The 24,451-nt window shown below is 40.3% G+C and carries 21 protein-coding genes and 4 tRNA genes; 19 read left to right on the top strand and 6 right to left on the bottom strand.

What is annotated here, in order from left to right:
• Window positions 1-20: 20 nt before the first annotated feature.
• The gene (locus QJ048_RS19965; protein WP_282336192.1) at window positions 21-1,247 is read right to left on the bottom strand and encodes a bifunctional 3,4-dihydroxy-2-butanone-4-phosphate synthase/GTP cyclohydrolase II; all 1,227 of its coding nucleotides are present in this window, start codon (window positions 1,245-1,247) and stop codon (window positions 21-23) included.
• 298 nt (window positions 1,248-1,545) lie between these two features.
• Here QJ048_RS19965 and QJ048_RS19960 point away from each other — a divergent pair, with 298 nt between their 5' ends.
• The 13 genes from QJ048_RS19960 to QJ048_RS19900 all read left to right on the top strand — a co-directional run bounded on the left by QJ048_RS19960 (window position 1,546) and on the right by QJ048_RS19900 (window position 15,702).
• The gene (locus tag QJ048_RS19960; protein WP_282336191.1) at window positions 1,546-4,803 is read left to right on the top strand and encodes a TonB-dependent receptor; all 3,258 of its coding nucleotides are present in this window, start codon (window positions 1,546-1,548) and stop codon (window positions 4,801-4,803) included.
• Between the two features lie 124 nt (window positions 4,804-4,927).
• Window positions 4,928-6,037 carry a carboxylate-amine ligase gene (locus QJ048_RS19955; protein WP_282336190.1) on the top strand — a complete coding sequence of 370 codons (1,110 nt, stop codon included), beginning with the start codon at window positions 4,928-4,930 and terminating at the stop codon, window positions 6,035-6,037.
• A gap of 174 nt (window positions 6,038-6,211) precedes the next feature.
• On the top strand, window positions 6,212-8,692 hold the full coding sequence (locus QJ048_RS19950) for a PIG-L family deacetylase (RefSeq protein WP_282336189.1): 2,481 nt from the start codon (window positions 6,212-6,214) through the stop codon (window positions 8,690-8,692).
• 89 nt (window positions 8,693-8,781) lie between these two features.
• Entirely contained in the window at window positions 8,782-8,943 is a 162-nt protein-coding gene (locus QJ048_RS19945; protein WP_217790460.1) for a hypothetical protein, read from the top strand.
• Between the two features lie 99 nt (window positions 8,944-9,042).
• Window positions 9,043-9,165 (top strand): hypothetical protein, encoded by a 123-nt coding sequence (locus QJ048_RS19940; RefSeq protein WP_282336188.1) that lies wholly within the window; start codon window positions 9,043-9,045, stop codon window positions 9,163-9,165.
• Window positions 9,162-10,868, top strand: a complete 1,707-nt coding sequence (locus QJ048_RS19935) for a sodium:solute symporter family protein (protein ID WP_282336187.1) — start codon at window positions 9,162-9,164, stop codon at window positions 10,866-10,868. The genes QJ048_RS19940 and QJ048_RS19935 overlap by 4 nt, the downstream gene beginning before the upstream one ends.
• Before the next feature lie 11 nt (window positions 10,869-10,879).
• Window positions 10,880-11,299, top strand: a complete 420-nt coding sequence (locus tag QJ048_RS19930; RefSeq protein ID WP_282336186.1) for a hypothetical protein — start codon at window positions 10,880-10,882, stop codon at window positions 11,297-11,299.
• Between the two features lie 135 nt (window positions 11,300-11,434).
• A complete protein-coding gene (locus QJ048_RS19925) occupies window positions 11,435-12,460 on the top strand; it encodes a glycosyltransferase family 2 protein (protein WP_282336185.1) in 1,026 nt (341 codons plus the stop codon).
• A 45-nt stretch (window positions 12,461-12,505) separates the two neighbouring features.
• Window positions 12,506-12,718, top strand: a complete 213-nt coding sequence (locus tag QJ048_RS19920; protein ID WP_282336184.1) for a hypothetical protein — start codon at window positions 12,506-12,508, stop codon at window positions 12,716-12,718.
• A 159-nt stretch (window positions 12,719-12,877) separates the two neighbouring features.
• Window positions 12,878-12,950: transfer RNA gene (locus QJ048_RS19915), tRNA-Gly, on the top strand.
• A gap of 56 nt (window positions 12,951-13,006) precedes the next feature.
• Window positions 13,007-13,092, top strand: a tRNA-Leu gene (locus tag QJ048_RS19910).
• Window positions 13,093-13,142: 50 nt separating this feature from the next.
• A tRNA-Gly gene (locus tag QJ048_RS19905) sits at window positions 13,143-13,215 on the top strand.
• A 249-nt stretch (window positions 13,216-13,464) separates the two neighbouring features.
• Window positions 13,465-15,702 (top strand): multiheme c-type cytochrome, encoded by a 2,238-nt coding sequence (locus tag QJ048_RS19900; protein ID WP_282336183.1) that lies wholly within the window; start codon window positions 13,465-13,467, stop codon window positions 15,700-15,702.
• 268 nt (window positions 15,703-15,970) lie between these two features.
• Here the strand turns inward: QJ048_RS19900 and QJ048_RS19895 are convergent, their stop codons facing one another.
• Window positions 15,971-17,464 (bottom strand): GH3 auxin-responsive promoter family protein, encoded by a 1,494-nt coding sequence (locus tag QJ048_RS19895; protein WP_282336182.1) that lies wholly within the window; start codon window positions 17,462-17,464, stop codon window positions 15,971-15,973.
• Window positions 17,465-17,601: 137 nt separating this feature from the next.
• On the opposite strand from QJ048_RS19895, the gene rplU reads away from it, so the two are divergent.
• The 5 genes from rplU (at window position 17,602) to QJ048_RS19870 (ending at window position 20,645) form a co-directional block, all read left to right on the top strand.
• Window positions 17,602-17,904, top strand: coding sequence for a 50S ribosomal protein L21 (gene rplU / locus QJ048_RS19890; protein WP_282336181.1), 303 nt, complete (start codon window positions 17,602-17,604; stop codon window positions 17,902-17,904).
• Between the two features lie 22 nt (window positions 17,905-17,926).
• Entirely contained in the window at window positions 17,927-18,193 is a 267-nt protein-coding gene (gene rpmA / locus QJ048_RS19885) for a 50S ribosomal protein L27 (protein ID WP_282336180.1), read from the top strand.
• Window positions 18,194-18,292: 99 nt separating this feature from the next.
• Entirely contained in the window at window positions 18,293-18,502 is a 210-nt protein-coding gene (locus tag QJ048_RS19880) for a hypothetical protein (protein WP_217790450.1), read from the top strand.
• A 284-nt stretch (window positions 18,503-18,786) separates the two neighbouring features.
• On the top strand, window positions 18,787-20,472 hold the full coding sequence (locus QJ048_RS19875) for a helix-hairpin-helix domain-containing protein (protein ID WP_282336179.1): 1,686 nt from the start codon (window positions 18,787-18,789) through the stop codon (window positions 20,470-20,472).
• 87 nt (window positions 20,473-20,559) lie between these two features.
• Window positions 20,560-20,645 (top strand) — tRNA-Leu (locus QJ048_RS19870).
• Window positions 20,646-20,717: 72 nt separating this feature from the next.
• Here QJ048_RS19870 and QJ048_RS19865 read toward each other — a convergent pair.
• Together QJ048_RS19865 and QJ048_RS19860 are read right to left on the bottom strand one after the other, a co-directional pair.
• Window positions 20,718-20,918, bottom strand: a complete 201-nt coding sequence (locus tag QJ048_RS19865; protein ID WP_282336178.1) for a helix-turn-helix transcriptional regulator — start codon at window positions 20,916-20,918, stop codon at window positions 20,718-20,720.
• On the bottom strand, window positions 20,915-21,373 hold the full coding sequence (locus QJ048_RS19860; protein ID WP_282336177.1) for a hypothetical protein: 459 nt from the start codon (window positions 21,371-21,373) through the stop codon (window positions 20,915-20,917). The genes QJ048_RS19865 and QJ048_RS19860 overlap by 4 nt, the downstream gene beginning before the upstream one ends.
• 307 nt (window positions 21,374-21,680) lie before the next feature.
• On the opposite strand from QJ048_RS19860, the gene QJ048_RS19855 reads away from it, so the two are divergent.
• The gene (locus tag QJ048_RS19855; RefSeq protein WP_282336176.1) at window positions 21,681-22,292 is read left to right on the top strand and encodes a hypothetical protein; all 612 of its coding nucleotides are present in this window, start codon (window positions 21,681-21,683) and stop codon (window positions 22,290-22,292) included.
• A 36-nt stretch (window positions 22,293-22,328) separates the two neighbouring features.
• Here the strand turns inward: QJ048_RS19855 and QJ048_RS19850 are convergent, their stop codons facing one another.
• On the bottom strand, window positions 22,329-23,156 hold the full coding sequence (locus QJ048_RS19850; protein WP_282336175.1) for a hypothetical protein: 828 nt from the start codon (window positions 23,154-23,156) through the stop codon (window positions 22,329-22,331).
• Window positions 23,157-23,202: 46 nt separating this feature from the next.
• Complete coding sequence (locus QJ048_RS19845; RefSeq protein ID WP_282336174.1) at window positions 23,203-24,369, bottom strand: sensor histidine kinase; 1,167 nt, start codon at window positions 24,367-24,369, stop codon at window positions 23,203-23,205.
• Window positions 24,370-24,451 lie beyond the last annotated feature (82 nt).

Here is a 24,451-nt window from a genome sequence, read left to right as displayed (position 1 = left end):
TATTAATTATTAATTCTTAATTAAACCTCAAATCCTCCTGTCTGCTCTTCATTCAAAATCTGATGTCCCAATTTATCTCTTTTGGTTTTCAGATATTTTTCGTTGTGGGGATTTGGTTTGATCTTTATGGGAACGGTGTCAACAATTTCAAGACCGTAGCCTGAAAGGCCACTGCGTTTTTTCGGGTTGTTGCTGATCAGTTTAATATTTGTAATGCCAAGATATCGGAGAATCTGAGCACCAACGCCGTAATCTCTTTTGTCCATCGGGAACCCGAGATGCAGGTTTGCTTCCACAGTATCCATACCTTCTTCCTGGAGTTTGTAGGCCCTTAGTTTGTTGAGCAATCCAATGCCACGTCCTTCCTGGTTCATATATAATACAACACCTTTGCCTTCTTTTTCTACCATTTGCATCGCCAGTTCAAGTTGTTCGCCGCAATCGCAACGAAGCGAACCAAGAATATCTCCGGTGAAGCAAGAGGAGTGAACGCGAACCAAAACAGCGTCTTCTTTTTCCCATTCCCCTTTAATAAGAGCAAGGTGCTCGTTTTGCGTATGTTTTTCTCTAAAGGCTACTAATTTAAAGTGACCATATTTAGTTGGCATATCCACTCGCACCACCTCTTCAATAAGAGAATCGGTTTTCAGGCGATATTCAATAAGGTCCTTGATAGAAATGATTTTGAAATTATGCTGTTTTGCTATTTCCATCAATTCAGGCAATCTCGCCATGGAACCGTCTTCGTTCATGATTTCCACCAAAACACCTGCGGGTTCAAATCCTGCTAAACGAGCAAGATCGATTGTTGCTTCTGTGTGTCCGGCACGTCTCAGAACGCCACCTTTTTTGGCCCTTAATGGAAAAATATGTCCCGGCCGACCGAGGTCCTCCGGTTTTGTTTTTTTATCAATAAGCGCCTGAATTGTTTTAGCGCGGTCATGCGCGGAAATGCCGGTGGTACAGCCATGTCCAAGAAGATCGATCGAAACAGTGAACGCCGTCTCGTGCAAAGCTGTATTATTATTAACCATCAGGTCCAGTTCCAGTTCATCGCATCTTTCTTCGATTAGGGGCGCACAAATAAGGCCGCGGCCATATTTACTCATAAAGTTGATCACTTCCGGGGTAACATTGTGAGCAGCCGTTACAAAGTCTCCTTCATTTTCCCTGTCCTCATCATCTACTACAATTATCAGTTTGCCTTGTTTTATATCTTCTATAGCACTTTCTATCGTATTCAGCATATGATTCTAATAAAGTTTGAACAAAGGTAAGACATCTGTATCCGTAATCATTCAAGAACATATGGCATATATCATTAGAAATCACTTTTAATTATCTATTTTTTACATATGAGTTCGATCTGAATTTTTGTAGTCCCTTTTTGAACAAACGCAACATAAATGATGGAAAATTTGAATAGATTCTTACTAAATGGCGCAGCTTTTGAAATATTTTTATTGTCTTAATGCATGCTAACAATTTGTTAATATTCCATAGCAACTTAATTAGTTTCTTTGCAGCTGAAAATTTTAACATTATATGCTTAAGAAAATCGCCCAGCTGCTTATGATGTTTATGGCGTTCACAGCCGTACTTCATGCGCAGGTAACCACCAGTAATATGACTGGGGTAGTTAAGTCTGAGAAAAACGAACCGTTGGTTGGTGCAACAATCACGGCTACCCACACACCCTCCGGAACTGTTTATCACACAGTTTCAAGAAAAGACGGTTTATTCGATTTGCCAAACATGCGTGTTGGCGGTCCTTATAAAGTAGAAGTGTCTTATGTAGGATTAGAAAAAATTACCTACAATGACCTTTATCTTCAGGTAGGTGAAGATACAAGACTTACACCGGTAATGACTTCAACTATGCAGACGCTTACTGAAGTTAGTGTAACAGGAAAAAGAAGTCTTGTTGCTAAAGAAAAGGTTGGCCCTTCTATGCAGATCAGCCAACAGCAATTGACACAATTACCTACAATTACACGTAACGTTAACGACTTCGCTCGTTTAGTGCCACAAGCTCAGGCAAGAAGTAACGCTTCTGATGGTTCTACAATGGGTATCTCTTTTGCCGGTCAAAGTAACAGATACAACCAGTTCACCATTGATGGTGTTAACTCTACTGATATCTTTGGTTTGGCTGCGAGCGGAACAAACGGTGGACAAGCTGGTATCAACCCTATTCCTTTCGATGCGATCGAGCAGGTTCAGGTTGTATTGGCACCTTATGATGTAACTCAGGGTGGTTTCACAGGTGGTGGTTTGAACGCTGTAACACGTTCTGGTTCTAACGAATTCCATGGTTCTATCTATGGTTTCAACCAAAACCAGAATTTTGTTGGTAAAAGTGCAAACGACAAATCTAAATACGGTAAGTTCCACGACAACACTTTTGGTGCTCGTTTAGGTGGTCCGATCATTGCAAATAAATTGTTCTTCTTCGTAAACTACGAAGGTGAAAGACGCTCAAGCCCATTGGATTTTCAACCAGGTTCTGCAGGTTCTAACGTAAAAACTTCAACTATGGATTCCCTTTCTAACTGGTTGAAAGATGAATCTAAACACGCAGGTTGGAGTTACGATCCTGGTGCTTACAATGGCATCAACAAAACAAGAGAGTCAGACGCGATCTTTGCCCGTATCGACTGGAACATCAATGCAAAAAATAAGTTGACTTTGCGTCACAGCTACACTGATGGCCGTTCATTCGTAATCAGCGATGGTCAGAATACAATGCAGTTCATGAACAATGGTTACTATTTCGCTAGTACCAACAACTCAACTGTATTAGAATTGAACACAAACTTTTCAAGCAAATACTCTAATGTTGCCCGTGTTACTTACACTTCAACAAGAGACAGACGTGAAACTCCAGGTGCAGCTTTCCCTTATGTAAAAGTAAAAGACGGTTCTTTGACTTATGCATTCGGTACTGAAAACAGCTCTGGTGCTAACAGATTGAATCAGGACATCATAACTATCACAGATAACTTTAACATCTACGCTGGTAAACACGTATTTACAGTAGGTACAAATAACGAGATCTACAATACTAAGAACTTGTTTGTACAAAACATCTACGGTAACTATGGTTACAACAGCATGTCTGATTTCTACACCAATGCAAAACCAAACAGTTATAGCTACTTCTCACCGGCACAAAAAGGAAGTGATGGTTCTGCTCAAATCCATGCTGCTCAATTTAGCGTTTACGCGCAGGATGTATACCGTGTAAACAACAACTTCAAATTGACTTATGGTGTAAGAGCTGATATCCCTGTTTTCTTTAACAAACCAGGTGTGAATGATAAATTCAACTCATCTGATATCGCAAAACAATACAATGTGGCAACTGACAAAGTGCCTGCAACTAAAGTATTGGTTTCTCCGCGTATCGGTTTCACATGGGATGTTAGCGGTGATAAATCAACTATCGTTCGTGGTGGTGCTGGTTTGTTTACTGGCCGCATTCCTTTGGTTTGGATATCTAACCAGTATGGTGGTACAGGTGTTCTTATCAACAGATACACTGCAAGCTCAACAGATCTGAACACTATCAGATTCAATCCGAATAACCCTCCAACTGGTCCTGGCCCAGCAAGAAACGAGATCGACGTTACGTCTCATGACTTCAAATTCCCTCGCACCTTCAGAGCTAACTTAGCGGTTGACCATAAACTACCTTGGGGTATCATTGGAACAATCGAAGGTATCTATACAAAAACTTTGCAAGACATCGCTTACCAGGACCTGAACCTCGCTCCATCTACAACCGTATTGCATTTGGGCAGCACAACACGTCCTTTCTATGGTTCACAAGTAGACGCAACAAACTACAGCAATATCGTTTTGTTGAAAAATACAGACAAAGGATATGCTTATAACGTGACTGTTCAGTTTGTAAAACCATTCGCTCAAGGTTGGACAGGTATGGTTTCTTACAGCCTTGGTCACTCTTACGGTTTGAACGATGGTACTTCTTCTACAGCATTGTCTAACTACCGTTTTGCTTATAACATTAACGGTTTGGGTAATCTTGACCTTGCGAGAAATAACTACGATCAGGGTTCTGCTGTAAAAGCATATGTTAGCAAGAAATTTACTTACGGTAAATTCTATACTTCAGTTGGGTTGGTGTACAACGGTTATCAGGGTCAAACACTTTCTTATGTTTACTTCGGTGACCTGAACGGTGATGATGGTACAACTAAAACATCTGTTAATACAAGTAACAGTGCTGACCTGATGTACATGCCTACTTCTGCTGCTGACTTTGCTTACCTGTACACTACCAACTCTGCTGGTAACGTAACTGGTATCAAATACACGCCTGACCAACAATATCAAGGTTTCCTTGCTTACATGAACTCTACTGACTATACAAAAGATCATATTGGTAAAAATACAAGCCGTAACGGTACACGTTTACCTTGGGAAAACCACTTTGACCTTAAATTGGTACAAGGTTTCAAGTTCTACAAAACACACTCTCTTGAAGTATCCTTCGATATCTTCAATATTGGAAACTTGTTGAGCAACAAATGGGGACATGCTTACTATGCGAGCAATCAGGAGCTTCAGCCTCTTAACGTAGCTGCTCCAACTGCTGCAAGCAAATTCACAGGAAGCGGTATCCCAGCTGAACAACAATACACTACATTCGATCCGGCTAATCCAAAAGTTACATTTGACCCTGCCTTTGGTTTGAACAAATACACTGGCAAGCCATGGTCCTATGCTGATTTTACATCTCGCTGGAACATGCAGATCGGTGTTCGTTACACTTTCTAAAACATAAACTGTTTTATAAACAAAAGGTGATGCTCAAAAAGCATCACCTTTTTTGTTGGAAAAAATTATAGAATCGCTTCCGTTATTTGCCTTAATATTGAGATGCAATTGAACTTGCCATTTTATGTCCAACCTCAATTTTACACATTTCACTTTAGGAGTAGAAGAAGAATACATGGTTATTGATCCTGCTACAAGGGAGCTCATAAGCCATGACCAGAAGCTGGTGCTGGAGGGTCAAAAGCTCATTAATGACAAAGTGAAAGCAGAAATGCACCAGGCTGTAGTAGAAGTTGGCACGGACGTTTGTAACAATATTGACGAAATTTTGCGTGACATAACAAGTTTGCGCCAAACGCTGGCCGCGATTGCAGATGAAAATAATCTGTGGCTCGGCGCGGCAGGTACTCATCCGTTTAGCCATTGGCAAAAACAATTGATCACTGAGCACGTACGCTACAATGAAATGATCAATGAGTTTCAGGAAGCAGCGAGAAGCAATTTGATTTTTGGCCTGCACGTACACGTTGGAATGCAGAACAGGGAAATGGCAAACCACATTGCGAATTCAACACGATATTTTTTACCCCACATATTTGCGTTAAGCACCAATTCTCCATTTTGGGAAGGAAGAAAAACAGGCTACAAATCCTACAGAACAAAAGTATTCGACAAATTTCCCCGCACCGGTATTCCCGAGGCTTTTGAAAGTATCGAAGCGTATGACAACTACATTAAGCTGCTCGTAAAAACCAATTGTATTGACAACGCGAAAAAAATATGGTGGGATCTTCGTGTGCATCCATTCTACAATACCGTCGAATTTCGCATATGCGACGTGCCGTTAACCACAAACGAGACAATCGCTTTAGCGGCATTGTGTCAGGCCGTATGCGCCAAAATTTACAAGCTGCGCCTGCAAAACATGAACTACATCCAATATTCCAGGGCGCTGATCAACGAAAACAAATGGAGAGCCAGCCGTTATGGAATTGACGGAAGGTTGATTGATTTTGGAAAAGAAGAAGAAGTAAATACCAGGGTACTGATTCATGAACTGCTGGATTTTGTGGACGATGTAGTGGACGAGCTGGGTAGCAGGCATGTTATTTCACACGTGAAATCCATTCTCGAAAACGGCACCGGCGCCGACCGCCAACTAAAACTTTACGAAGAGTCCGGCGGCGACCTGGTGAAAGTGGTTGATTTTATTCATGAAGAGTTTTTGAAATAAAGTTGTTGGTTGCTAGCCTTTGTTGTGGATAGTCGTCATTAAAGGCTAACAACCAACAACTATCAACCGTAAACTCCTTTCCTCCGGCATTCCACCAGCGGCAACACACTACAATTCTTTTCGCTTAATTTCGTGACGGTTTATACCGACCTTTTTAATCTAAACAATTATTGGATGAACAAAATAGCAAACATATTTCTGTTGGCAACTTTACTGGTTTGCAACGCTGTAAATGCTCAGGCGCCTGCAACCTATAGTAGCGCAGATATTTTATCCGGCTTGAAAAAATTAAATGTGCTCGGTTCAGTTTTGTACTTTGCCGCGCATCCGGATGATGAAAACACTAAGCTACTGGCTTATTTATCCAAAGAAAAATTATACCGCACCGGTTATTTATCGCTGACCCGTGGCGATGGTGGACAGAACCTGATTGGCAACGAACAAGGTGTAGAACTTGGTTTGATCCGCACGCAGGAACTGTTGGCAGCAAGAAGGATCGACGGCGCAGAGCAGTTTTTTTCAACGGCTTTTGACTTCGGTTTTTCAAAAAGTACAGAAGAAGCATTGAAAATCTGGGGCGAAGAAAAAGTGCTGGCAAATGCTGTTTGGGTTATCCGCAAATTTCAACCGGATATTATCATCACAAGATTTCCTGAAGATAGTCGTGCCGGTCACGGTCACCACTCCGCATCCGCAGTTATTGCACGCGAAGCATTTATCGCCGCCGCCGATCCAAAGCGCTTTCCTGAACAATTTGCCTTTGGCGTAAAACCATGGCAGGCAAAAAGAATTTTGTGGAACACCTTCAATTTTGGAGGTGCAAATACAACAAGTGAAGATCAGTTCAAAATGGACATTGGCGGTTACAATGCGTTGCTGGGAAAAAGCTACGGAGAAATAGCAGCGCAAAGTCGCAGTCAGCATAAGAGCCAGGGATTTGGCGTGGCTTCTACAAGAGGGCAATCCTATGAATACTTCAAAACTACTTTGGGCAATGCGCCAAAAAATGATTTGATGGATGATGTAGTTACAACCTGGAACAGGGTAGAAGGCGGAAAGATTATCTCTTCTCAAATAGATGCGATCATTAAAAACTATTCTTCTGCAGAACCAGGAAAATCTGTTGCCGCACTGGTTACGCTATATCAGTCGATCAGTAAATTAAAGGACGGTTATTGGAAAGAAAAAAAGCTTGCAGAAGTACAACAACTTATTGAAGCATGTGCGGGTTTGTTCATGGAGGCAAACACCAACCAGGAATATGCAGTACAGGGCGATTCGATGCCTGTAAACCTGAATATCAATAATCGTGAAGATGTAAAGATGTCTTTGGTTAAAGCAGAAATAAACGACAAAGAAATTGCAGGCAAACAAGATCTTGAAGCAAACAAATCATTTAGTTTTCCAACAATGCTTTCCGTTGCTGTCGACAAATCATTATCGCAACCATACTGGTTAGCAGAGCCGATGCAAAAGGGAAGCTTTACCGTAAATGATCAAACACTTATCGGCAAGCCACAAAATGACCCTGCTTTCGAAGCAACATTTGTGATCTCTGTAAACGGGCAGGAGCTGACCTACAAAAAGCCTTTACTTTATAAATACACTGATCCTGTAAAAGGTGAATTATATGAGCCACTCATTATTCTTCCTGCATACCGCGTTGAAATTCCAAGTCCGCTGAACATGATGATTTCCGGAAGTGGAAAAACATTTACACAGGAAGTAAAATACATCGCCAATAAAGATGTTGCTGATGTTAAAATTTACGAAAACGATAAACTGCTAATTGATGATACAAAGGGCTTAAAGAAAGGTCAGTACGCTGTTTTCTCTCATCCGCTTGATATGAGTTTTTATGGAAACAACGCTGCCGGCGAATACGATATGAACCTTTATCAGCAACCGCAAAAAGAAGCTGCAAAAGTGCTTCGCAAAATTCAGTACGACCATATTCCTAACATAAACTATTTCTCCAATGCCGTTGTGAGAAATGTATTGGTAGATGTAAAAACGGTGGGTAAAAAGATCGGCTACATAAAAGGCGCTGGCGACAAAGTTCCGGAAGCACTTGCGCAAATGGGTTATGACGTTACTTTCCTTGATGAAAAAAATATCGCATCAGGAAGTCTGTCACAATACGATGCAATTATTGCCGGCGTTAGAGCTTACAATATTTACGACTGGTTAAATACATATCATTCATTGCTCATGCAGTATGTAGAAAATGGTGGAAACTTAATTGTGCAGTACAATACCTCCAATCAAATTGGACCTGTAAAAGCAAAGATCGGACCTTACGATTTTGGTATTTCACGAGCACGTATAACCGATGAAAATGCTGCAGTTAAAATTTTACAACCTGATCACCAGGTATTGAATTTTCCTAACAAAATAACCTCGAAAGACTTCGATGGCTGGATACAGGAGCGCAGCATTTATCATGCATCGAATTGGGACAAACACTATGAAACAATTTTCTCCATGCATGATCCGGGTGAATCTGATGATGATGGAAGTTTGATCACCACAAAATATGGTAAAGGAACTTTTGTGTACACTGGATTGGTTTTCTTCAGAGAACTTCCTGCCGGCGTGCCCGGTGCGTATCGTTTGATGGCAAACATTATTGCATTAAGCAAAAGTTCGAAATAGGAGAAATCAAAAGTCCAAAGTAAAAAGTCAAAAATGGTTCCCTGTCGGCGACCTCTTTTTGACTTTTGACTTTTTAATTTTTATTTATAATGAGCAAACCGAAACAACAAGGAAGAAGAGATATTGGAATATTGCTTTGTGTGATCTTAGGGTTAATAATCGGCGCATTTATCAAACGCGTTTCCGTTGGATTGATAATAGGGCTCGGCCTGGGCTGGATGGCCGGCATGTTGATCTCAGGAAGAAAGTAGGGGAATTGAAAATTGAAAGTTGAAAATTGAAAATGTTGGGGCGTGTGGCATTCGCCTTCATCACGATTCACGTTTGACCATTCACGATAAAACATTACAATGAACAATCAGGAAGATAAAGCACCTCTGTTTAGATCATGGCGCACATGGTATACGCTTGTTGTAGCTATTCTGGTATTGCTTATTGTATTGTTTCAATTATTTACAAAATACTTTTCATGAGCTTTATAGATTGGATAGTACTGGCGGTCACGCTGCTAATCATCATTGGTTATGGATTGTATAAGAGCCGTACCACAAAAAATCTGGACGGTTATTTTTTAAGCAACCGGAGCATGCCATGGTATCTCATTTTACTTAGTATAATGGGAACGCAAGCCAGCGCCATCACATTTCTTTCAGCTCCCGGTCAGGCATATACAGACGGAATGCGTTTTGTGCAATACTACTTTGGCTTACCACTGGCGATGGTTGTACTATGCATTACATTTGTTCCCGTTTTTCACAGACTAAAAATTTACACTGCATACGAATATTTAGAAGAACGATTTGATCTCAAAACAAGGACACTCACTTCGTTTTTGTTTTTGCTGCAAAGAGGACTTTCTACCGGAATAAGCATCTACGCTCCATCAATTATTTTGTCATCGCTATTGGGCTGGAACATTTATTGGACAAACATTTTCATGGGCGGCCTCCTCATTATCTACACAGTAACCGGTGGCGCCAAAGCTGTTGCTTATACACAGCAGTTGCAGCTTATTATCATATTCGCGGGAATGTTTTTAGCTGCATACATGGTTGTGCATTTGTTACCTGAAGGCGTTGGTTTTATTGATGCTTTAAAAGTGAGTGGCAAGCTGGGGAAATTAAACGTAATAACAACTGGCAATACTGAAAAAGGCTTCAACTGGAGCGATCGTTATAACATCTGGAGCGGGTTGATCGGAGGCTTTTTTCTGGCCCTGTCTTATTTTGGAACCGATCAAAGCCAGGTGGGGCGCTATCTTACTGCAAAGAATGTTTCGGAAAGTAAAACAGGGTTATTGATGAATGGCATTGTAAAAGTGCCAATGCAATTTTTGATTCTGTTGATCGGAGCTTTGATATTTACATTCTATCAGTTTAACCAGGCTCCCATTTTTTTTAACCAGGCGCAAGTGAATAAACTCGCGGCCTCCCCGAAAAAAGACACGTTGAGGTTCATGGAACAGCAATACAACCTTTTATCAGCAAAGAAAAAAGAGCTCTCTGCGACATTTGTTCAGGAAGAAAAACATGGAAGCGCATCAGCAGCAACAATAAATGAGCTCAGAAATGTAAATGCCGAAAGTGAAAAAATAAGAACCGGACTAAAAGATGTTCTGAAAAAAGAAGTAGGCGGAGATACAAGCGACACCAACTACATTTTTATAAGGTTTGTAGTAGATTATTTGCCAAAAGGTCTTGTCGGATTGTTGATCGCGGTTATCTTCCTGGCGAGCTGGGGAAGTATAGCAGCGGCATTAAATTCACTTGCCTCCAGCACAGTTGTGGATATTCATAAAAAGTTTATCAACACCTCTTGTACAGAGTTTATGGACTACTCCATATCACGCTATTATAGCCTTGGCTGGGGCATTTTTTGTATAGTTATTGCTCAATTCGCCAATAATATGGGAAGCCTTATCGAAGCTGTAAACGTTTTGGGATCATTGTTTTATGGTGTGATCCTGGGCATTTTCCTCGTTGCATTTTATTGTAAAAGTGTTAAAGGGAACGCTGTGTTTGCAAGCGCTTTAATTGTAGAACTAGCTATTATCCTATTGTTTTGGAAGTGCAACATCGGGTTTTTGTGGTTAAACCTGATTGGGGCATTGGGTGTTGTGGTCATTGCATTAATAATTCATGCAACGTTCAATCTGCTTAAATTGTCAAAGCAATAAACCCCCGAAAGATGTGCAGATTTTTACTTTTATTGTTGGTAGTGCCGGTGATGATGTTGTCCTGTACTAAAAGTTCGAGCACTGATGCTTCTACTTATGATTCGGCCTCGGACGTTTTCAGGGGGACATATGTGAAAACAGACTCGAGAGTCGACACGCTTGTTGTGGGTGTTACAAATGGTAAGCCTAGTCTGTTCTATAATACCCAGGCTTTTCGCGATCAAGCGCAGGCCCATCCGGAGTTACAAACATTTGAGTATGAATTTAAAGACGGGAAAATAGGAGTTCGTTCTATGACCTCGCAAATAAGCTCGTTCGTGTATTATGATTTTAGCTGGGTAGCCGTAGGAAAAACCTTCAAGATGCAGGTAATCGCCCTTCAGCCGGACATATATACTACCTCATTTTACACCTTCGAAAAGGTTAAATAAAGCCGCTTCATATATCGAAAGTTTAAAATTTCAAGAATTGCTAATAATCAACAACTTTCTACTAACAACTTATAACTAACTAATCTCTTATCTTCGCAAGCCTTATTTTGAAAACATTTGAATAAAGAATAATCCTTGCAACCAAAAGTATCAGTCGTTATTTTAAACTGGAATGGGCAAAAACATTTGCAGCAGTTCCTCCCTTCCGTGCTGGCTTCAACATATTCAAATGTTGAGATAGTGCTGGCTGATAACGCGTCTACGGATGATTCTGTTGATTTTGTCCAAAAAAATTATCCCGAAATAAAAATATTAAGGCTATCAGAAAACTTCGGCTTTGCAAAAGGCTACAATGAAGCATTGAAGCTTGTGGAGGCTGATTATTTTGTGTTGCTGAATTCAGATGTAGAAGTAGAAAGTGGCTGGATTGAACCGGTTATTGCGCTAATGGAAAGCGATAAAAATATCGGAGCCTGTCAGCCTAAACTGCGTATGTATGCTGATAAAAGATTGTTTGAGTATGCCGGTGCGGCAGGAGGGTGGCTGGACAGACTTGGTTATCCATTTGCAAGAGGAAGAATATTTGATATCTGCGAAGAAGACCATGGTCAATACGATGACATAGCGCAAATTTTCTGGGCAAGCGGAGCCGCGATGTTTGTAAGAAGTGAGGTGTATAAGGAGCTTGACGGACTTGACGAGTATTTCTTTGCCCACCAGGAAGAAATAGATCTGTGCTGGCGAATGCAGTTGCACGGATACAAAATTATGGTATGTCCGAAGTCTGTTGTATATCACGTTGGCGGAGGAACATTGCCAAAAGGAAACGAAAGAAAAGTGTATCTCAACTTCAGGAATAACCTGATCATGATGGCGAAAAATCTTCCTGTTGCGATGGCACTATGGAAAATACCTTACAGGTTTTTGCTGGATGCCATAAGTGCGTGGAAGACGCTATTGGCGGGAGAAACGCATTACATTACTGCGATTCTAAGAGCGCACGGAAGCTTTTTAAAGTGGTTGTTTTTCGAAAGAAAAAAAAGTGTGTTTGCTAAAAAGAGAACTGGCAAACTTCATGGATACTATACCCACAGCGTCGTATGGAAACATTTTATACTAGGTGAGAAAAGTTTTTCTGAAATTCTCGGTAGGAAAAAATGAATTGAATAGTTTCAACCTTTATTTTTGCAATGCAATAAAAAACTTATGGCACAGAACGAACAACATTTTGACGATCCAACAAAGAAAGACTTTGCTAGAAACTGGGTTAATTCATCTGTATTTTTATTTTATCTGCAAGTGTTTTGTGTGTTAGCTTTTGTGCTTGGCGGATGTTATGGATTATATACACATCACTACAAAGGTCATCCTGATGTAGCAGTACCTGAGAGCACCCAGTACACTCCGAAATACAAATAAAAAATATTTGAAAAAGTAGGAGAAAAAGTTGGAGGGTTCAAAAAATAAAATAACTTTGCACTCCCAATCAAAATAACAAAAGCTCTTATAAGTAAAAGCAAATCAACAAGATAGCCGATACGAGGGGTGATTTTGAAAGGAAAAAGTTCTTTATAATAAGCGGAAGTAGCTCATTTGGTAGAGCACGACCTTGCCAAGGTCGGGGTGGCCGGTTCGAGCCCGGTCTTCCGCTCTGAGACAAAGCAGATAGCCTCAGTTATCTGCTTTTTTTGTCTTAAAGATAGTGTCACCCGGGTGGTGGAACTGGTAGACACGCAGGACTTAAAATCCTGTGGGCAGCAATGCTCGTGTGGGTTCAACTCCCATCCCGGGTACTCTTTTAAGAGCGCTATTTATTATAAAGCACATAAAGTTCTTACAACAAGCGGAAGTAGCTCATTTGGTAGAGCACGACCTTGCCAAGGTCGGGGTGGCCGGTTCGAGCCCGGTCTTCCGCTCACAAAGCAGGTAATCGAAAGGTTATCTGCTTTTTTTTGCGCCAAACTTTCTTACGATAGCCTGCAAAATGTAAAGAGTTTGAAGTTGCCCAAATCTCCTTTCCTGGTTTAAAAAGGGTTAGCTGTTCAATGTTCTTAGCAATATACTTTGGGAGGAGATACCTCAATTCTTCACAATTGTCGCTCGATAATTAAAATCAGGATCAATGCTTTCTTATATTCATATATTGCAAATCCCACTTGCTCGCTATGAAGATTGCCTCAACAACACTTGCATTGATTCTATTAGCTATAGCGTTGTATCGCTGCGTTGATTCAACCAGGCCTGCTACTGCCGTTGAGTTGACATATGTAGGCACAGCGAAATGTAAAACCTGCCACCAGAGTGAATATGACCGCTACCTCACCTCCGATCATTTTCATGCGATGGATAGTGCTTTACCCCGTTCCGTAAAAGGCAATTTTGATAATGCTACTTTTATTTCGCATGGCGACACTTCATTCTTTTACAAAAAAAACGATCGCTATTTTGTTCGAACCACAGATTCTTCGGGCAAAAAGAAAGAGTTTGCCATCAATTATACTTTCGGTTGGAAACCTTTGCAGCAATACCTGGTACAGTTTCCTGACGGTCGCATTCAGACGCTTCCTTTTTGCTGGGACACAAGACCCTCGAATGAAGGAGGCCAGCGTTGGTTCCATATTTACGGTAAAGAAAATATTTTGCCGGGAGATGAATTGTTCTGGACAGGTATAAATCAGAACTGGAACTTTATGTGCGCCGATTGTCACACAACGGCCTATTCAAAAAACTACGATTTCACAGCAAATACCTATCATAGTACGTGGACAGAAAGTAAGGTTTCCTGTGAGTCGTGCCACGGGCCGGCTTCGGGCCACATTAATTGGGCAGATAAAAGAAATCCATACGACAGTTTGAAAGGTTTTGCTATTAATGTTTCTTCGAAAAAGGTAAACTGGGTTTTTAATCAGGAGAAAGGTATTGCGTATCCTTCAAAGGTTGAAAAAAATGATGTGCTCATTGAAACTTGTGCCCGCTGTCATGCAAGAGCATCAAGGGTTTCAGATAATTATCACCAAGGCGCTTCATTTTTGCAAACGCATATTCCATCTACCATCAATACCAATAATTATTATGAGGACGGGCAAATCAAAGAAGAAGATTATGAATACGGATCTTTTCTTCAAAGCAAGATGTATGCACAGGGCGTAACCTGTATGAACTGTCACGATCCGCATACAATGCAAATAAAAATACAGGGTAATGCTTTGTGCTATTCATGTCACGCGCCAGAGAAATTCGATGTTGAAGAGCATACACATCATGAAAAAAACAGTATCGGCGCCACTTGTGTTGGCTGTCACATGCCTACTACAAATTACATGGTAATTGATGCAAGGCGGGATCATAGTATACGCATACCCCGGCCAGACTTATCTGAAAGCATGCATGCTCCTAACGCCTGCAATAAATGCCATACAGATAAAACGATAGCATGGTCAACTAAAATTTTCGAGCAATGGTATGGCGATAAATTGTCAAAGCAGAAAACGTATGGAGAATTGCGGCAAATGATAGCAAGGGATATTGCCGGCAGTGACGCCGCTTGGAACGAATTGATGAGTATGGCTAATTATCCGGCTATCATAAAAGCAACTGCTTTGGAAACCAACAACCGCTTTTATTCGCAACGCAGCATTGATCAAATAACTGCGCAGCTAAAAAGCAGTGATCCCAATTTGCGGCTTAACGCATTGCGGGCAATTTCGCCTTTGCCTTCAAATATTGCGCAGCCTGTTGTATTGCCTTTGTTAAACGATGAGGTGTTAACTGTACGGCGCGAAGCATTGAATGTGCTGCTTCCTTTTTATGCTGAATTACCAGAAGCAGACAGGCGAAGATTTGATGCTGTGATGAACGAGGCTATCACTATGGAGCGAAATCTAAGTGATCGCCCGGAAGGTTATCTTAACCAGGGAATTTTGTTTGCGGGCACAGGAAAGCTTGATGATGCAGAGCAGGTATATCTTCTCGGTATTAAACGTTTCCCGAAGAATAGCAGCCTTTATATGAATCTTGCAGACTTGTACCGGATGAAACAAAATGAAGTGAAGGTGAAAGAGACGCTTGATAAGGGATTGCAAATTTTTCCACGCAATGGAGGGCTTCATTATGCACTTGCTCTATGGCATGTGCGAAGAGGAGATAAACAAGAAGGGGTTCTGGAATTGCAAAAAGCTATTCAGCTGGAGCCATCAAACGCATCCTTCAATTACGGATATGCTGTAGCTATGCATGATATAGAAGGTGGCGGCAAAGCAGTTGCTTTGCTTGAAAGCTTTACTAAAACTTACGGAAATGATCCGTCAGTCATTAACGGATTAATCTCATTCTATAATGATATGAAGCAGCAGAGTAAAGTAGAATACTATTCCAAACTTCGAAAAGATGTATTTGGGTATTAGAAAGCACGCAGATGACGCTGATTTGGGAGATTGACCGGATTTTTTTCGGTCCGTTGGCCGGATACTAATTTTGCAAATGCCTTTTTGTTCATTAGATATACTACCGTTGAATGGAGCGTCGCAACCAAAGTTTAATCACAGCGTTGCCGCTGGTTTCCCAAAGTAGAGACAACGTGTCCAACGAAATTGTGTACAATAAAAAAGCAGCCATAACGACTGCTTTTTTATTATATGCGAAGTAGCACTTAATCTCATTTTCAACTTTCAATTAATCCGTCCACTTGACTAATTCATCCACCAGCTTTCTGTCATTACTTAGTCGTGGTACTTTGTTTTGCCCGCCTAATTTTCCTACACTTTTCATGTATTCTATAAAGCCATTCTTATGAACAGGTTTTATCTCAAGCGGTTTCAAAATGTTGCCAGTGATAAGATCGTCGTAGTAGATGTTCTTGCTGCGCAAATTGTTATCTACTTTCAAAGCAAACTCAGCCATATTCGCAGGTGCGTTCTCGAACTCTACAAACCACTCGTGGTAAGACTTTCCTGTATCCTGCTTGATCATTGGCGCGACTGTAAATTCAGTGATGTGAACACCTTCTTCAGCTGCAGCTTTTAACAAGCTATATTCTACTTCTTCACCAATAACGTGCTCTCCGAACGCAGAGATAAAATGCTTGATCCTTCCTGTAACCACTATACGGTAAGGGTTGGTGGACACAAAGCGAACAGTATCGCCAATATTGTAACCCCACAACCCTGCATTGTTATTAATAATGAGCGCATAATTTTCACCAACTTTCACATCTTTCAGGCTAAGGCGTGTTGGCTTTTCATCAAAAATTTCACCCGCAGGAACGAATTCAAAAAAGATTCCGCTATTGGTATTTAATAAAAGACCTTCTGCGTTTTGAGAGTCCTGGAAGGCGAAGAAACCTTCAGAGGCAGGGTAGGTTTCAATCGTTGGTAAAGTCTTTCCTACGCTTTCAAAAAGTTTTGCTTTATACGGCTCGAAGTTTACACCGCCATGTACCAGTACAGACAGATTTGGGAAAATATCTTTAATTTTTTTGCCGCTCACTTGCGAAAGACGGTCAAAGTACATTTGCATCCAAGGTGGAATTCCGCTGATCAGCGTCATATCCTGGTTAATGGTCTCTTGAACTATTTTGTCCAGCTTTGTTTCCCATTCGTCGATGCAGTTAGTTTCGTAGCTGGGAAGCTGGTTGCTCCGCAAATAACTGGGAACGTGGTGGTTAACGATGCCACTCAGCCTTCCAGTAGGGATATTGCCAATACGCTCAAGTTCCGGCGAACCTGAAAGGAAGATCAGTTTGCCATCGGCAAAAGCTGTATTTCCTGTTTCAGCCATAAAGCAAAGCAGGGCGTTTCTGGCCGTATTTATATGATTATCAATGGATTCTTTTGAAATGGGAATATATTTGATGCCGCTTGTAGTACCTGAAGTTTTGGCAAAATAGATCGGTTGTCCTTTCCAGAGAATGTTATGTTTACCGGCTTTTACCATTTCTATATATGGCTTGAACTGCTCATAGTCGCGAATAGGCACGGCATTCTTAAAATCCTCATAGGTCTTAACCTCAGAAAGCTTATGATCTTCTCCAAAAGTGGTCTTGCTGCCCGTTTTTAAAAGATCTTTAAAAATATTTTCCTGATCTTCCAGAGCGGTAAGCATTCCTTTTTTAATTTGCCTGTGGATATACGAAGCAAAGGGTTTGGCAAGAAATGATTTGAATTTCATAGATTTATTACAGTTAAGTAAAAATAACAGGCTGCAATCTACCAAAACATTGAATTATTTGCGAGAAACATTTTTGCAATAAACATTTGTTGGAAACTAAAATACTCTTACCTTTGCACTCCTTAATTCGGAAAGTTATGTTCGCAGTAGTTAAAATAGCAGGGCAGCAATTTAAGGTCGCTAAAGACCAGACTTTGTATGTACCAAAAGTTAACGGCAATGCCGGTGACAAAGTAGAGTTTTCAGAAGTATTACTAGTAGATACGGATGGTAGCCTTTCAATAGGTGCTGCTGTAAAAGCTGTAGTTAAAGCTGAAATCATCGCACAAGTGCAAGGTGATAAAGTGATCGCCTTTAAAATGAAGAGAAGAAAAGGTTTCCGCAAGAAACACGGTCACAGAACTCATCACACGAAGATCAAGATCAACGAAATTGCATAATCATCTATAAAAAAGTTATATCATGGCTCACAAGAAAGGTGAAGGTAGTGTAAAGAACGGCCGCGACTCGCAAAGCAAACGCCTGGGTGTAAAAATCTATGGTGGTCAAGCTGCGACTGCAGGTAACATCATCGTTCGTCAACGTGGTACTGTTTATCATCCTGGTAAAAATATCGGTGTTGGTAAAGATTATACATTGTTTGCACTTACTGATGGTGTGGTTGAATTCAGAAAATCAAGAGGTAACAGAACTGTCGTTTCTGTAAACGCAGTTGAGGCTACGGCTTAAGATTTTTTGATTTAATAGCAAAATTTTTTTGGCAGTTTCCCAGAAGTTTTTATTTTTACTTCTGATATTTCTTTACTAACCATTTTAAATTCAAGAAACATGGCAACTGCAAAAAAAGCGGCTCCTAAAAAAGCTGCTGCAAAAAAAGCTGCACCTAAGAAAGCTGCTGCGAAAAAAGTAGCAAAGAAAGCCGCTCCTAAAAAAGCTGCTGCAAAGAAAGCCGCTCCTAAAAAAGCTGCTGCGAAAAAAGTAGCTAAAAAAGCTGCTCCTAAAAAAGCTGCTAAGAAAGCTGCTCCTAAAAAAGCATAGTCTTTGCAACAAAATGAACATACAGTCCTGCAGAAATGCAGGACTTTTTTTATGCCCTGATTTAAGCACACTGATGACACGGATTAGACTGATTTACACAGTTCTTTTTGTTTCGCCTGCCCTTATTAGTTGGATCAGCACTTTATCTATTTGAAGAATCAATAATCAATATTGTAACAATGCCTTGAAATGATGCGCTAAAAAATTTGTGTCGATCAGTTAAATTTGCGTCATCTGCGTGCTAAGTCAGTCTTTCTCTATCTTCACACTCTAAACAGCCATTTATGCCGCTTGATAATTATGCCATTGCTGATCAGTTTTCATTGCTAGCAAAACTCATGGATATTCATGGAGAAAATAGTTTCAAATCAAAGTCATACAGCGTTGCAGCTTTCAATATAGAGAAGATCACAACACCATTACACGAGATATCTCCCGATAAACTTTTTACACTAAAAGGTATTGGTGAATCCACCGGACGAAAAATCATTGAAATCCTTGATACAGGCAAGTTACAGGCATTGGAAGATATGCTTTTAAAAACGCCTCCGGGCATTTTAGATCTGTTAAACATTAAGGGGTTAGGGCCTAAGAAAATCTCTACCATCTGGAAAGAAATGGGCATTGAATCTGTTGGCGAATTGTTGTATGCATGCAATGAAAACAGGTTGACACTTCTCAAAGGTTTCGGTGAAAAAACACAAAAAAGCGTACAGGAAAACATAGAATTTTTCTTAAGAAATGTAGGCAGTTATTTGTACGCACAAATTGAAGGATATGCGCACCAGTTGCTCGCCGGATTAGCGAATGCATTTGGTGATGATCTTTTAGAAATTACCGGCGATTTTCGCAGGCAAAATACCATCATTAGCAAGCTTGAATTTGTGACCACAAAAAGTATCGACTTCATCGGCGATTTTTTTTCACAGCAGAATTTTGTTGTAGAAGAAGTCAACCAGGAAATGATTGCGGTGAAAGGGCCGGAAAATATCTTACTTGTTTTCTACATTGCTGCAGAAGAAAACTTCTATTACAAACTGCTTGAAACGAGTTCTGCTCCTGAGTTTTACGAAGCTTTGCAAAAAGAAAAAGGATGGTCGGCGTCCAACAAAGCGGAATCGGAAAATGATATTTTCAAATCTATTCATTTCAATTTTGTTCCAGCCTATTTAAGGGATTCAACTGCATTTATTGAAAGAGCAAAACAAAAAGATTTTAGTGATATTATTCACGTGTCGGATATAAAGGGAATTATTCATAATCACAGCAATTGGAGTGATGGCGTAAATACTGTTGAAGAAATGGCGAAGGCTTGCATTGCACAGGGATATGAATATCTTGTGATAAGCGACCACAGTAAAACGGCTGCTTATGCAAAAGGACTGCAGGAAGACCGAGTTCGTGAACAACATTTATACATCGATGAACTGAATGCGAAACTGCATCCATTTAAAATTTTCAAAAGTATTGAAAGCGATATTCTGAATGATGGTTCGCTGGATTACAGCAATGAAGTTCTCGCAACATTCGATCTCGTTATCGGTTCCGTGCACCAGAATCTCAGTATGCCGGAAGATAAAGCAATGATGAGGTTATTAAGCGCCATCAGAAATCCCTACACCACCATTCTTGGACACATGACCGGAAGGCTTTTGCTGAGCCGCAAGGGTTATCCTGTTGATCATAAAGAGATCATTAAAGCCTGCGTAGAGAACAATGTTGTTATAGAGTTGAACGCTCACCCAAGTAGGCTGGATATCGACTGGTGCTTCATTGATGATGCCATTGCGCAGGGTGCCCTTATTTCCATAAATCCTGATGCGCATAGCATTGATGGTTTTCACGATGTAAAATACGGTGTGCTTGCGGCTCAAAAGGGTGGACTGACCAGGGAAAAAAACCTGAGCAGCTTCAGCCTCGCAGAGTTTGAGAAGTTCCTGAGTGACAGAAGAATAGCAAAGAAAATATAATGTAAAGTGCTGCTATGGCAAGCTCCTACAAAAAAAGTTCGCGAACTGTATTGATTTAGCAATTAGCCCCTATATTTGCAATCCCTTGCGGAGGTGGCGAAATTGGTAGACGCACTACTTTGAGGTGGTAGCGCCTTTTACCGGGCGTGGGAGTTCGAATCTCCTCTTCCGCACTGAGTTTATAAAGTCCTGTAAATAATTTGCAGGACTTTTTTTTATAGAGCGACTATCAAGAAGTTTTTTTCCTAATCAGACACTTCTAACTTAAAAATGTCTTCAACCTTCTTTCCAAAAGCCTTAGCAATCTTAATAGACAGAATAACTGATGGAACGTATTTGTTGATCTCTATTGAAAAAATTGTTTGACGTGAAACTCCGACTAATTCTGCTAACTGAACTTGTGTAAGCTGTTTTCTCTGCCTTTCTTCTTTGACTGTATTTTTCATGATTTATACTTCACATGAAGAATATAATTGAATCGCCCAATAAATAGAAGCCAGAACAAAAAAACTAAAACAATAAAGAATAGCAACATTCCGCTTTCTCCAGGGTCTCCTGCAAACAATACGAATCCGAAACCGACAATTGTAGTAATTATTTGCAGAAAAGCTGCAAACTGAAAACTTTCCAATCTTGTCTTTTGAACCATTTCATCTTCTACCTTTTCTTTCGAAAACGCGACAAAATAAAGTCCTGAAAGAAAAGACGAGAAACCAATAATAGCAGCTATAACATTAGCCACGTGATAAGCTGACCATTTCTGATTTTCATTAGGTTGACCAAAGACATATACAATCATGTTTTGTAAATAGCCAAGCTGCATTATAAGCCATAAACTGAGACCCAGTGGTGTAATTATGGTTCCAATTTTCTTATAACGGTGTGGGAGGAGAAACTTCATCAGTTGTAATTTAGAATTCTAATGTAAAGTATACTTTACATATTTCGAAATCTTTTTTTCGACGTGGTTAAGAGATTATTTTAAATTATTAGATATCAGGAAGATTTCCTAAGTTCATTTTGCAACAACCTAAACCTTTATCTGAAGCATTGTCGCAATCGTCAAATAAAGATATTTTGAGTGGCCGATGGATCACGCGAATGGAGGTCATTTTCACACATGTACAAATCCAATCCTTATGCACAATACTAAAAGACTCCTTAATATGAAAAGACTGATAACAATTCTACTGCCAAAATTTCGCAGAATGAAATTTTTATATAGTTTATTTTTCGTTCTTTCAGCTACAAATTTTCTGTACGGACAAAACTGTGAGCTATTAGATAAAGAAACGTTTTTTAAGTCAATCAAATTGGGAGAACAAATTCCTGATGACCTTCTTATCTGTTCAAAGATTCAAAGGAATGAATTTTTTCGCGTTGAGTACGATAGTTTGGATCAACAGTGCCGGCATAAATATTCCGACCTTTTTAAATTTCTATCTAACTCATTTTCTTTTTTACAGATTTATAGGTATACAACAGGAAAAATTGTTTCAGTGGATTTATACAGTTTTTTTGAAGACAATCGGGATGATACATCTAAAATTTACGACCCTCCGGCAAACTTTACCAAGACATACAATAAGTTGATCAAATTGTATGGTATGCCGAATAGGATAAAGAATGCAAATGAAACTGATTCACTTTTTGTTAGGGATATAGGAATGGAAAAGGTTGCTGAATGGATATGTGGCAATACAGCTTTAACATTGATGGTACGATATGGTGCCAGAAAAAAAGAAATAAACGTTTTTTCTGTGAGATTTGACAAGATTGAGATTCCTTTGCCAGACGTGATGGAAGAAAGATTACAGTAAAGTTTTGCCCATTTCGGTTTTAAATAATGCTTGTGGTCAATTGCCAGTTTTGCCTGTAATCCAGCCATTTGTTACCAGCCGATAAATATTGGTGGTTGTGTCTTTGCCTGAAACGGACCAGGCCCTGTCCCAGGTGCTATTGTTATGACCGCCACCTTTTATCACATCTATTGAACTGATCGATCCATTTGCGTTCAATGCCTTGTTTTGGGCTTGTGCGGGCCATAACGCACAACAGCCTTGCTTATCATTATCTCCATGAACGAAGTGAAACACATCGCCTTTAATCCGTTGGTATGTCGCTGTAGAAGGAAACTTTACCGGAATACTAACCAGCCAAACCTTTTTAATTTTTGTGGAATATTTGGAGATACCATAAGTCGTTACTGAATTGTCCCAACTGGCTATATCCCATACGTCGCTTGCACCCTGGCTAAGTCCGATAAGCGCTACATATTTGTATTTGCCGTTTGCGTCCGTGGAAAGATCACAACGGTATTTTGCGAAAACGTAATCAAATACCTGGTTGCTTAAGTTCGGTTGAGCGATTGCTCCTGACGACGGGCTTTGCACAATGACATGAATAATGCTGTCAGCAATAGTTCGCTGTACACGATTCAACGCAACCTGCCTGCCGAAGCCGGCATCCATAAGAAGGTTCAAACCGCCTTTGTCTGCTGTTTCATTGTTTCCACAGAAGTGAAAAATTACCGGATACTTTTTTGCATGCAGTCGATTATAGCTGGCCGGCAGTCTGACCAATCCTTGTAAGGTAGAGGAAAATTTTACAGGAGTCATACCGGAATATTGCGCCTGCGTTGAAAGCAGAACAAAAGAAAGTAAGGTTGTTATCAGTTGTTTCATTTTTTTAATAATCGACGCCCAACAGGATAGACAAATCAGCTTTGAATCATCGTTCCAATTTAATTTCTTTCTTCAACACAATTCTAAACGTAGTGCCTTTGCCAACTTCCGAATTTTTTACAAACAATTCTCCCTGGTGGTATTGATCTATAATTCTTTTGGAAAGGCTGAGACCCAATCCCCAACCGCGTTTTTTTGTGGTAAAACCTGGCTTGAATATTTTAACGAGATTGGCGGAAGAAATTCCTTTTCCTGTATCTGAAATGTCTACAATAATTTCATCTGCATGGTCTTGGATATCGGCTGAAATTTTACCTTTTCCTTCCATTGCATCCAATGCATTTTTTAGCAAGTTTTCAATTACCCAGTCAAACAATGGAGGAGAGATCATCGCATTCAAAACATCAATGTCATGAGTTTGTACGGAAAAATCGACTCGGCCTGGTGCTCGTTTTTTCATATATTCTACCATTGCCTGTACCTGGCGTATCACATTGCTGCTTTCAAGTTTTGGAGTGCTGCCGATCTTGCTGAACCTGTCAGATACCAGCTTTAAGCGACTAACATCTTTCTCCATTTCCTTTACAATGTTGTTGCTGCTGTTATCTTCCTTTAGCATTTCCAGCCAGGCTTGCAGCGACGAAAGAGGCGTCCCCATTTGGTGCGCCGTTTCCTTGGCCATCCCAGCCCACACCTGGTTTTGAGTGGATTTATTTCGAATGTTTATCAGCGTTAGTATCAGAACAATGAAGACAATTACAATTAAAAGTTGGATCAGCGGATAATACTTTACCTCGTTCAGCAATTTTGTATTTCCGTAATAATATTTGTTGGCAATAAAAGGTTCCTGGCTTAGGATGATCAGCAGCGGATCATTGGCTTTGCGGAACTCTTTTAATTTTTTGGAAAGAAATTTTGGATCCTGGGCAACGCTGGCACTGTCAATATTGATGAAGTTTACAATGCTGTCGCGCTCATTGGTTTCAATGATAGGAATATCTGTTTGTTCATTCCTGATCATATTGGGTAAGGAAAGATCCATGCCCGGGTTTTGCACAACGGCCTTGCTCGCTTCCACCCACTGCGTCACCTTCTGCTTTTCATCTTTTGCGATTTTAGAGCCAAGGTATTGCGAATAGAATATCGTTCCGCTAATGATAGCGATTCCCAGCAATGCCAGCAGGCTTCTCCAATTGAATATTGATGCAAACATTTTTTATTTCTGTAGAGACGCATTGAATGCGTCTCTCTTGCAGTTTTTAGGTGTTATTCACAAATGGGCAATATTGCATTAT

Source organism: Pinibacter soli (assembly GCF_029961145.1).
Lineage (GTDB): Bacteria > Bacteroidota > Bacteroidia > Chitinophagales > Chitinophagaceae > Pinibacter > Pinibacter soli.
This window is presented reverse-complemented; position numbering and strand designations above follow the sequence as displayed.

Excerpts from the sequence above, each read along its gene's own strand:
- QJ048_RS19965 (WP_282336192.1), bottom strand. The coding sequence starts at position 1,247 with ATGCTGAATACGATAGAAAGTGCTATAGAAGATATAAAACAAGGCAAA.
- QJ048_RS19960 (WP_282336191.1), top strand. The coding sequence starts at position 1,546 with ATGCTTAAGAAAATCGCCCAGCTGCTTATGATGTTTATGGCGTTCACA.
- QJ048_RS19955 (WP_282336190.1), top strand. The coding sequence starts at position 4,928 with ATGTCCAACCTCAATTTTACACATTTCACTTTAGGAGTAGAAGAAGAA.
- QJ048_RS19950 (WP_282336189.1), top strand. The coding sequence starts at position 6,212 with ATGAACAAAATAGCAAACATATTTCTGTTGGCAACTTTACTGGTTTGC.
- QJ048_RS19945 (WP_217790460.1), top strand. The coding sequence starts at position 8,782 with ATGAGCAAACCGAAACAACAAGGAAGAAGAGATATTGGAATATTGCTT.
- QJ048_RS19940 (WP_282336188.1), top strand. The coding sequence starts at position 9,043 with ATGAACAATCAGGAAGATAAAGCACCTCTGTTTAGATCATGGCGCACA.
- QJ048_RS19935 (WP_282336187.1), top strand. The coding sequence starts at position 9,162 with ATGAGCTTTATAGATTGGATAGTACTGGCGGTCACGCTGCTAATCATC.
- QJ048_RS19930 (WP_282336186.1), top strand. The coding sequence starts at position 10,880 with ATGTGCAGATTTTTACTTTTATTGTTGGTAGTGCCGGTGATGATGTTG.
- QJ048_RS19920 (WP_282336184.1), top strand. The coding sequence starts at position 12,506 with ATGGCACAGAACGAACAACATTTTGACGATCCAACAAAGAAAGACTTT.
- QJ048_RS19900 (WP_282336183.1), top strand. The coding sequence starts at position 13,465 with ATGAAGATTGCCTCAACAACACTTGCATTGATTCTATTAGCTATAGCG.
- QJ048_RS19895 (WP_282336182.1), bottom strand. The coding sequence starts at position 17,464 with ATGAAATTCAAATCATTTCTTGCCAAACCCTTTGCTTCGTATATCCAC.
- rplU (WP_282336181.1), top strand. The coding sequence starts at position 17,602 with ATGTTCGCAGTAGTTAAAATAGCAGGGCAGCAATTTAAGGTCGCTAAA.
- rpmA (WP_282336180.1), top strand. The coding sequence starts at position 17,927 with ATGGCTCACAAGAAAGGTGAAGGTAGTGTAAAGAACGGCCGCGACTCG.
- QJ048_RS19880 (WP_217790450.1), top strand. The coding sequence starts at position 18,293 with ATGGCAACTGCAAAAAAAGCGGCTCCTAAAAAAGCTGCTGCAAAAAAA.
- QJ048_RS19875 (WP_282336179.1), top strand. The coding sequence starts at position 18,787 with ATGCCGCTTGATAATTATGCCATTGCTGATCAGTTTTCATTGCTAGCA.
- QJ048_RS19865 (WP_282336178.1), bottom strand. The coding sequence starts at position 20,918 with ATGAAAAATACAGTCAAAGAAGAAAGGCAGAGAAAACAGCTTACACAA.
- QJ048_RS19860 (WP_282336177.1), bottom strand. The coding sequence starts at position 21,373 with ATGAAGTTTCTCCTCCCACACCGTTATAAGAAAATTGGAACCATAATT.
- QJ048_RS19855 (WP_282336176.1), top strand. The coding sequence starts at position 21,681 with ATGAAATTTTTATATAGTTTATTTTTCGTTCTTTCAGCTACAAATTTT.
- QJ048_RS19850 (WP_282336175.1), bottom strand. The coding sequence starts at position 23,156 with ATGAAACAACTGATAACAACCTTACTTTCTTTTGTTCTGCTTTCAACG.
- QJ048_RS19845 (WP_282336174.1), bottom strand. The coding sequence starts at position 24,369 with ATGTTTGCATCAATATTCAATTGGAGAAGCCTGCTGGCATTGCTGGGA.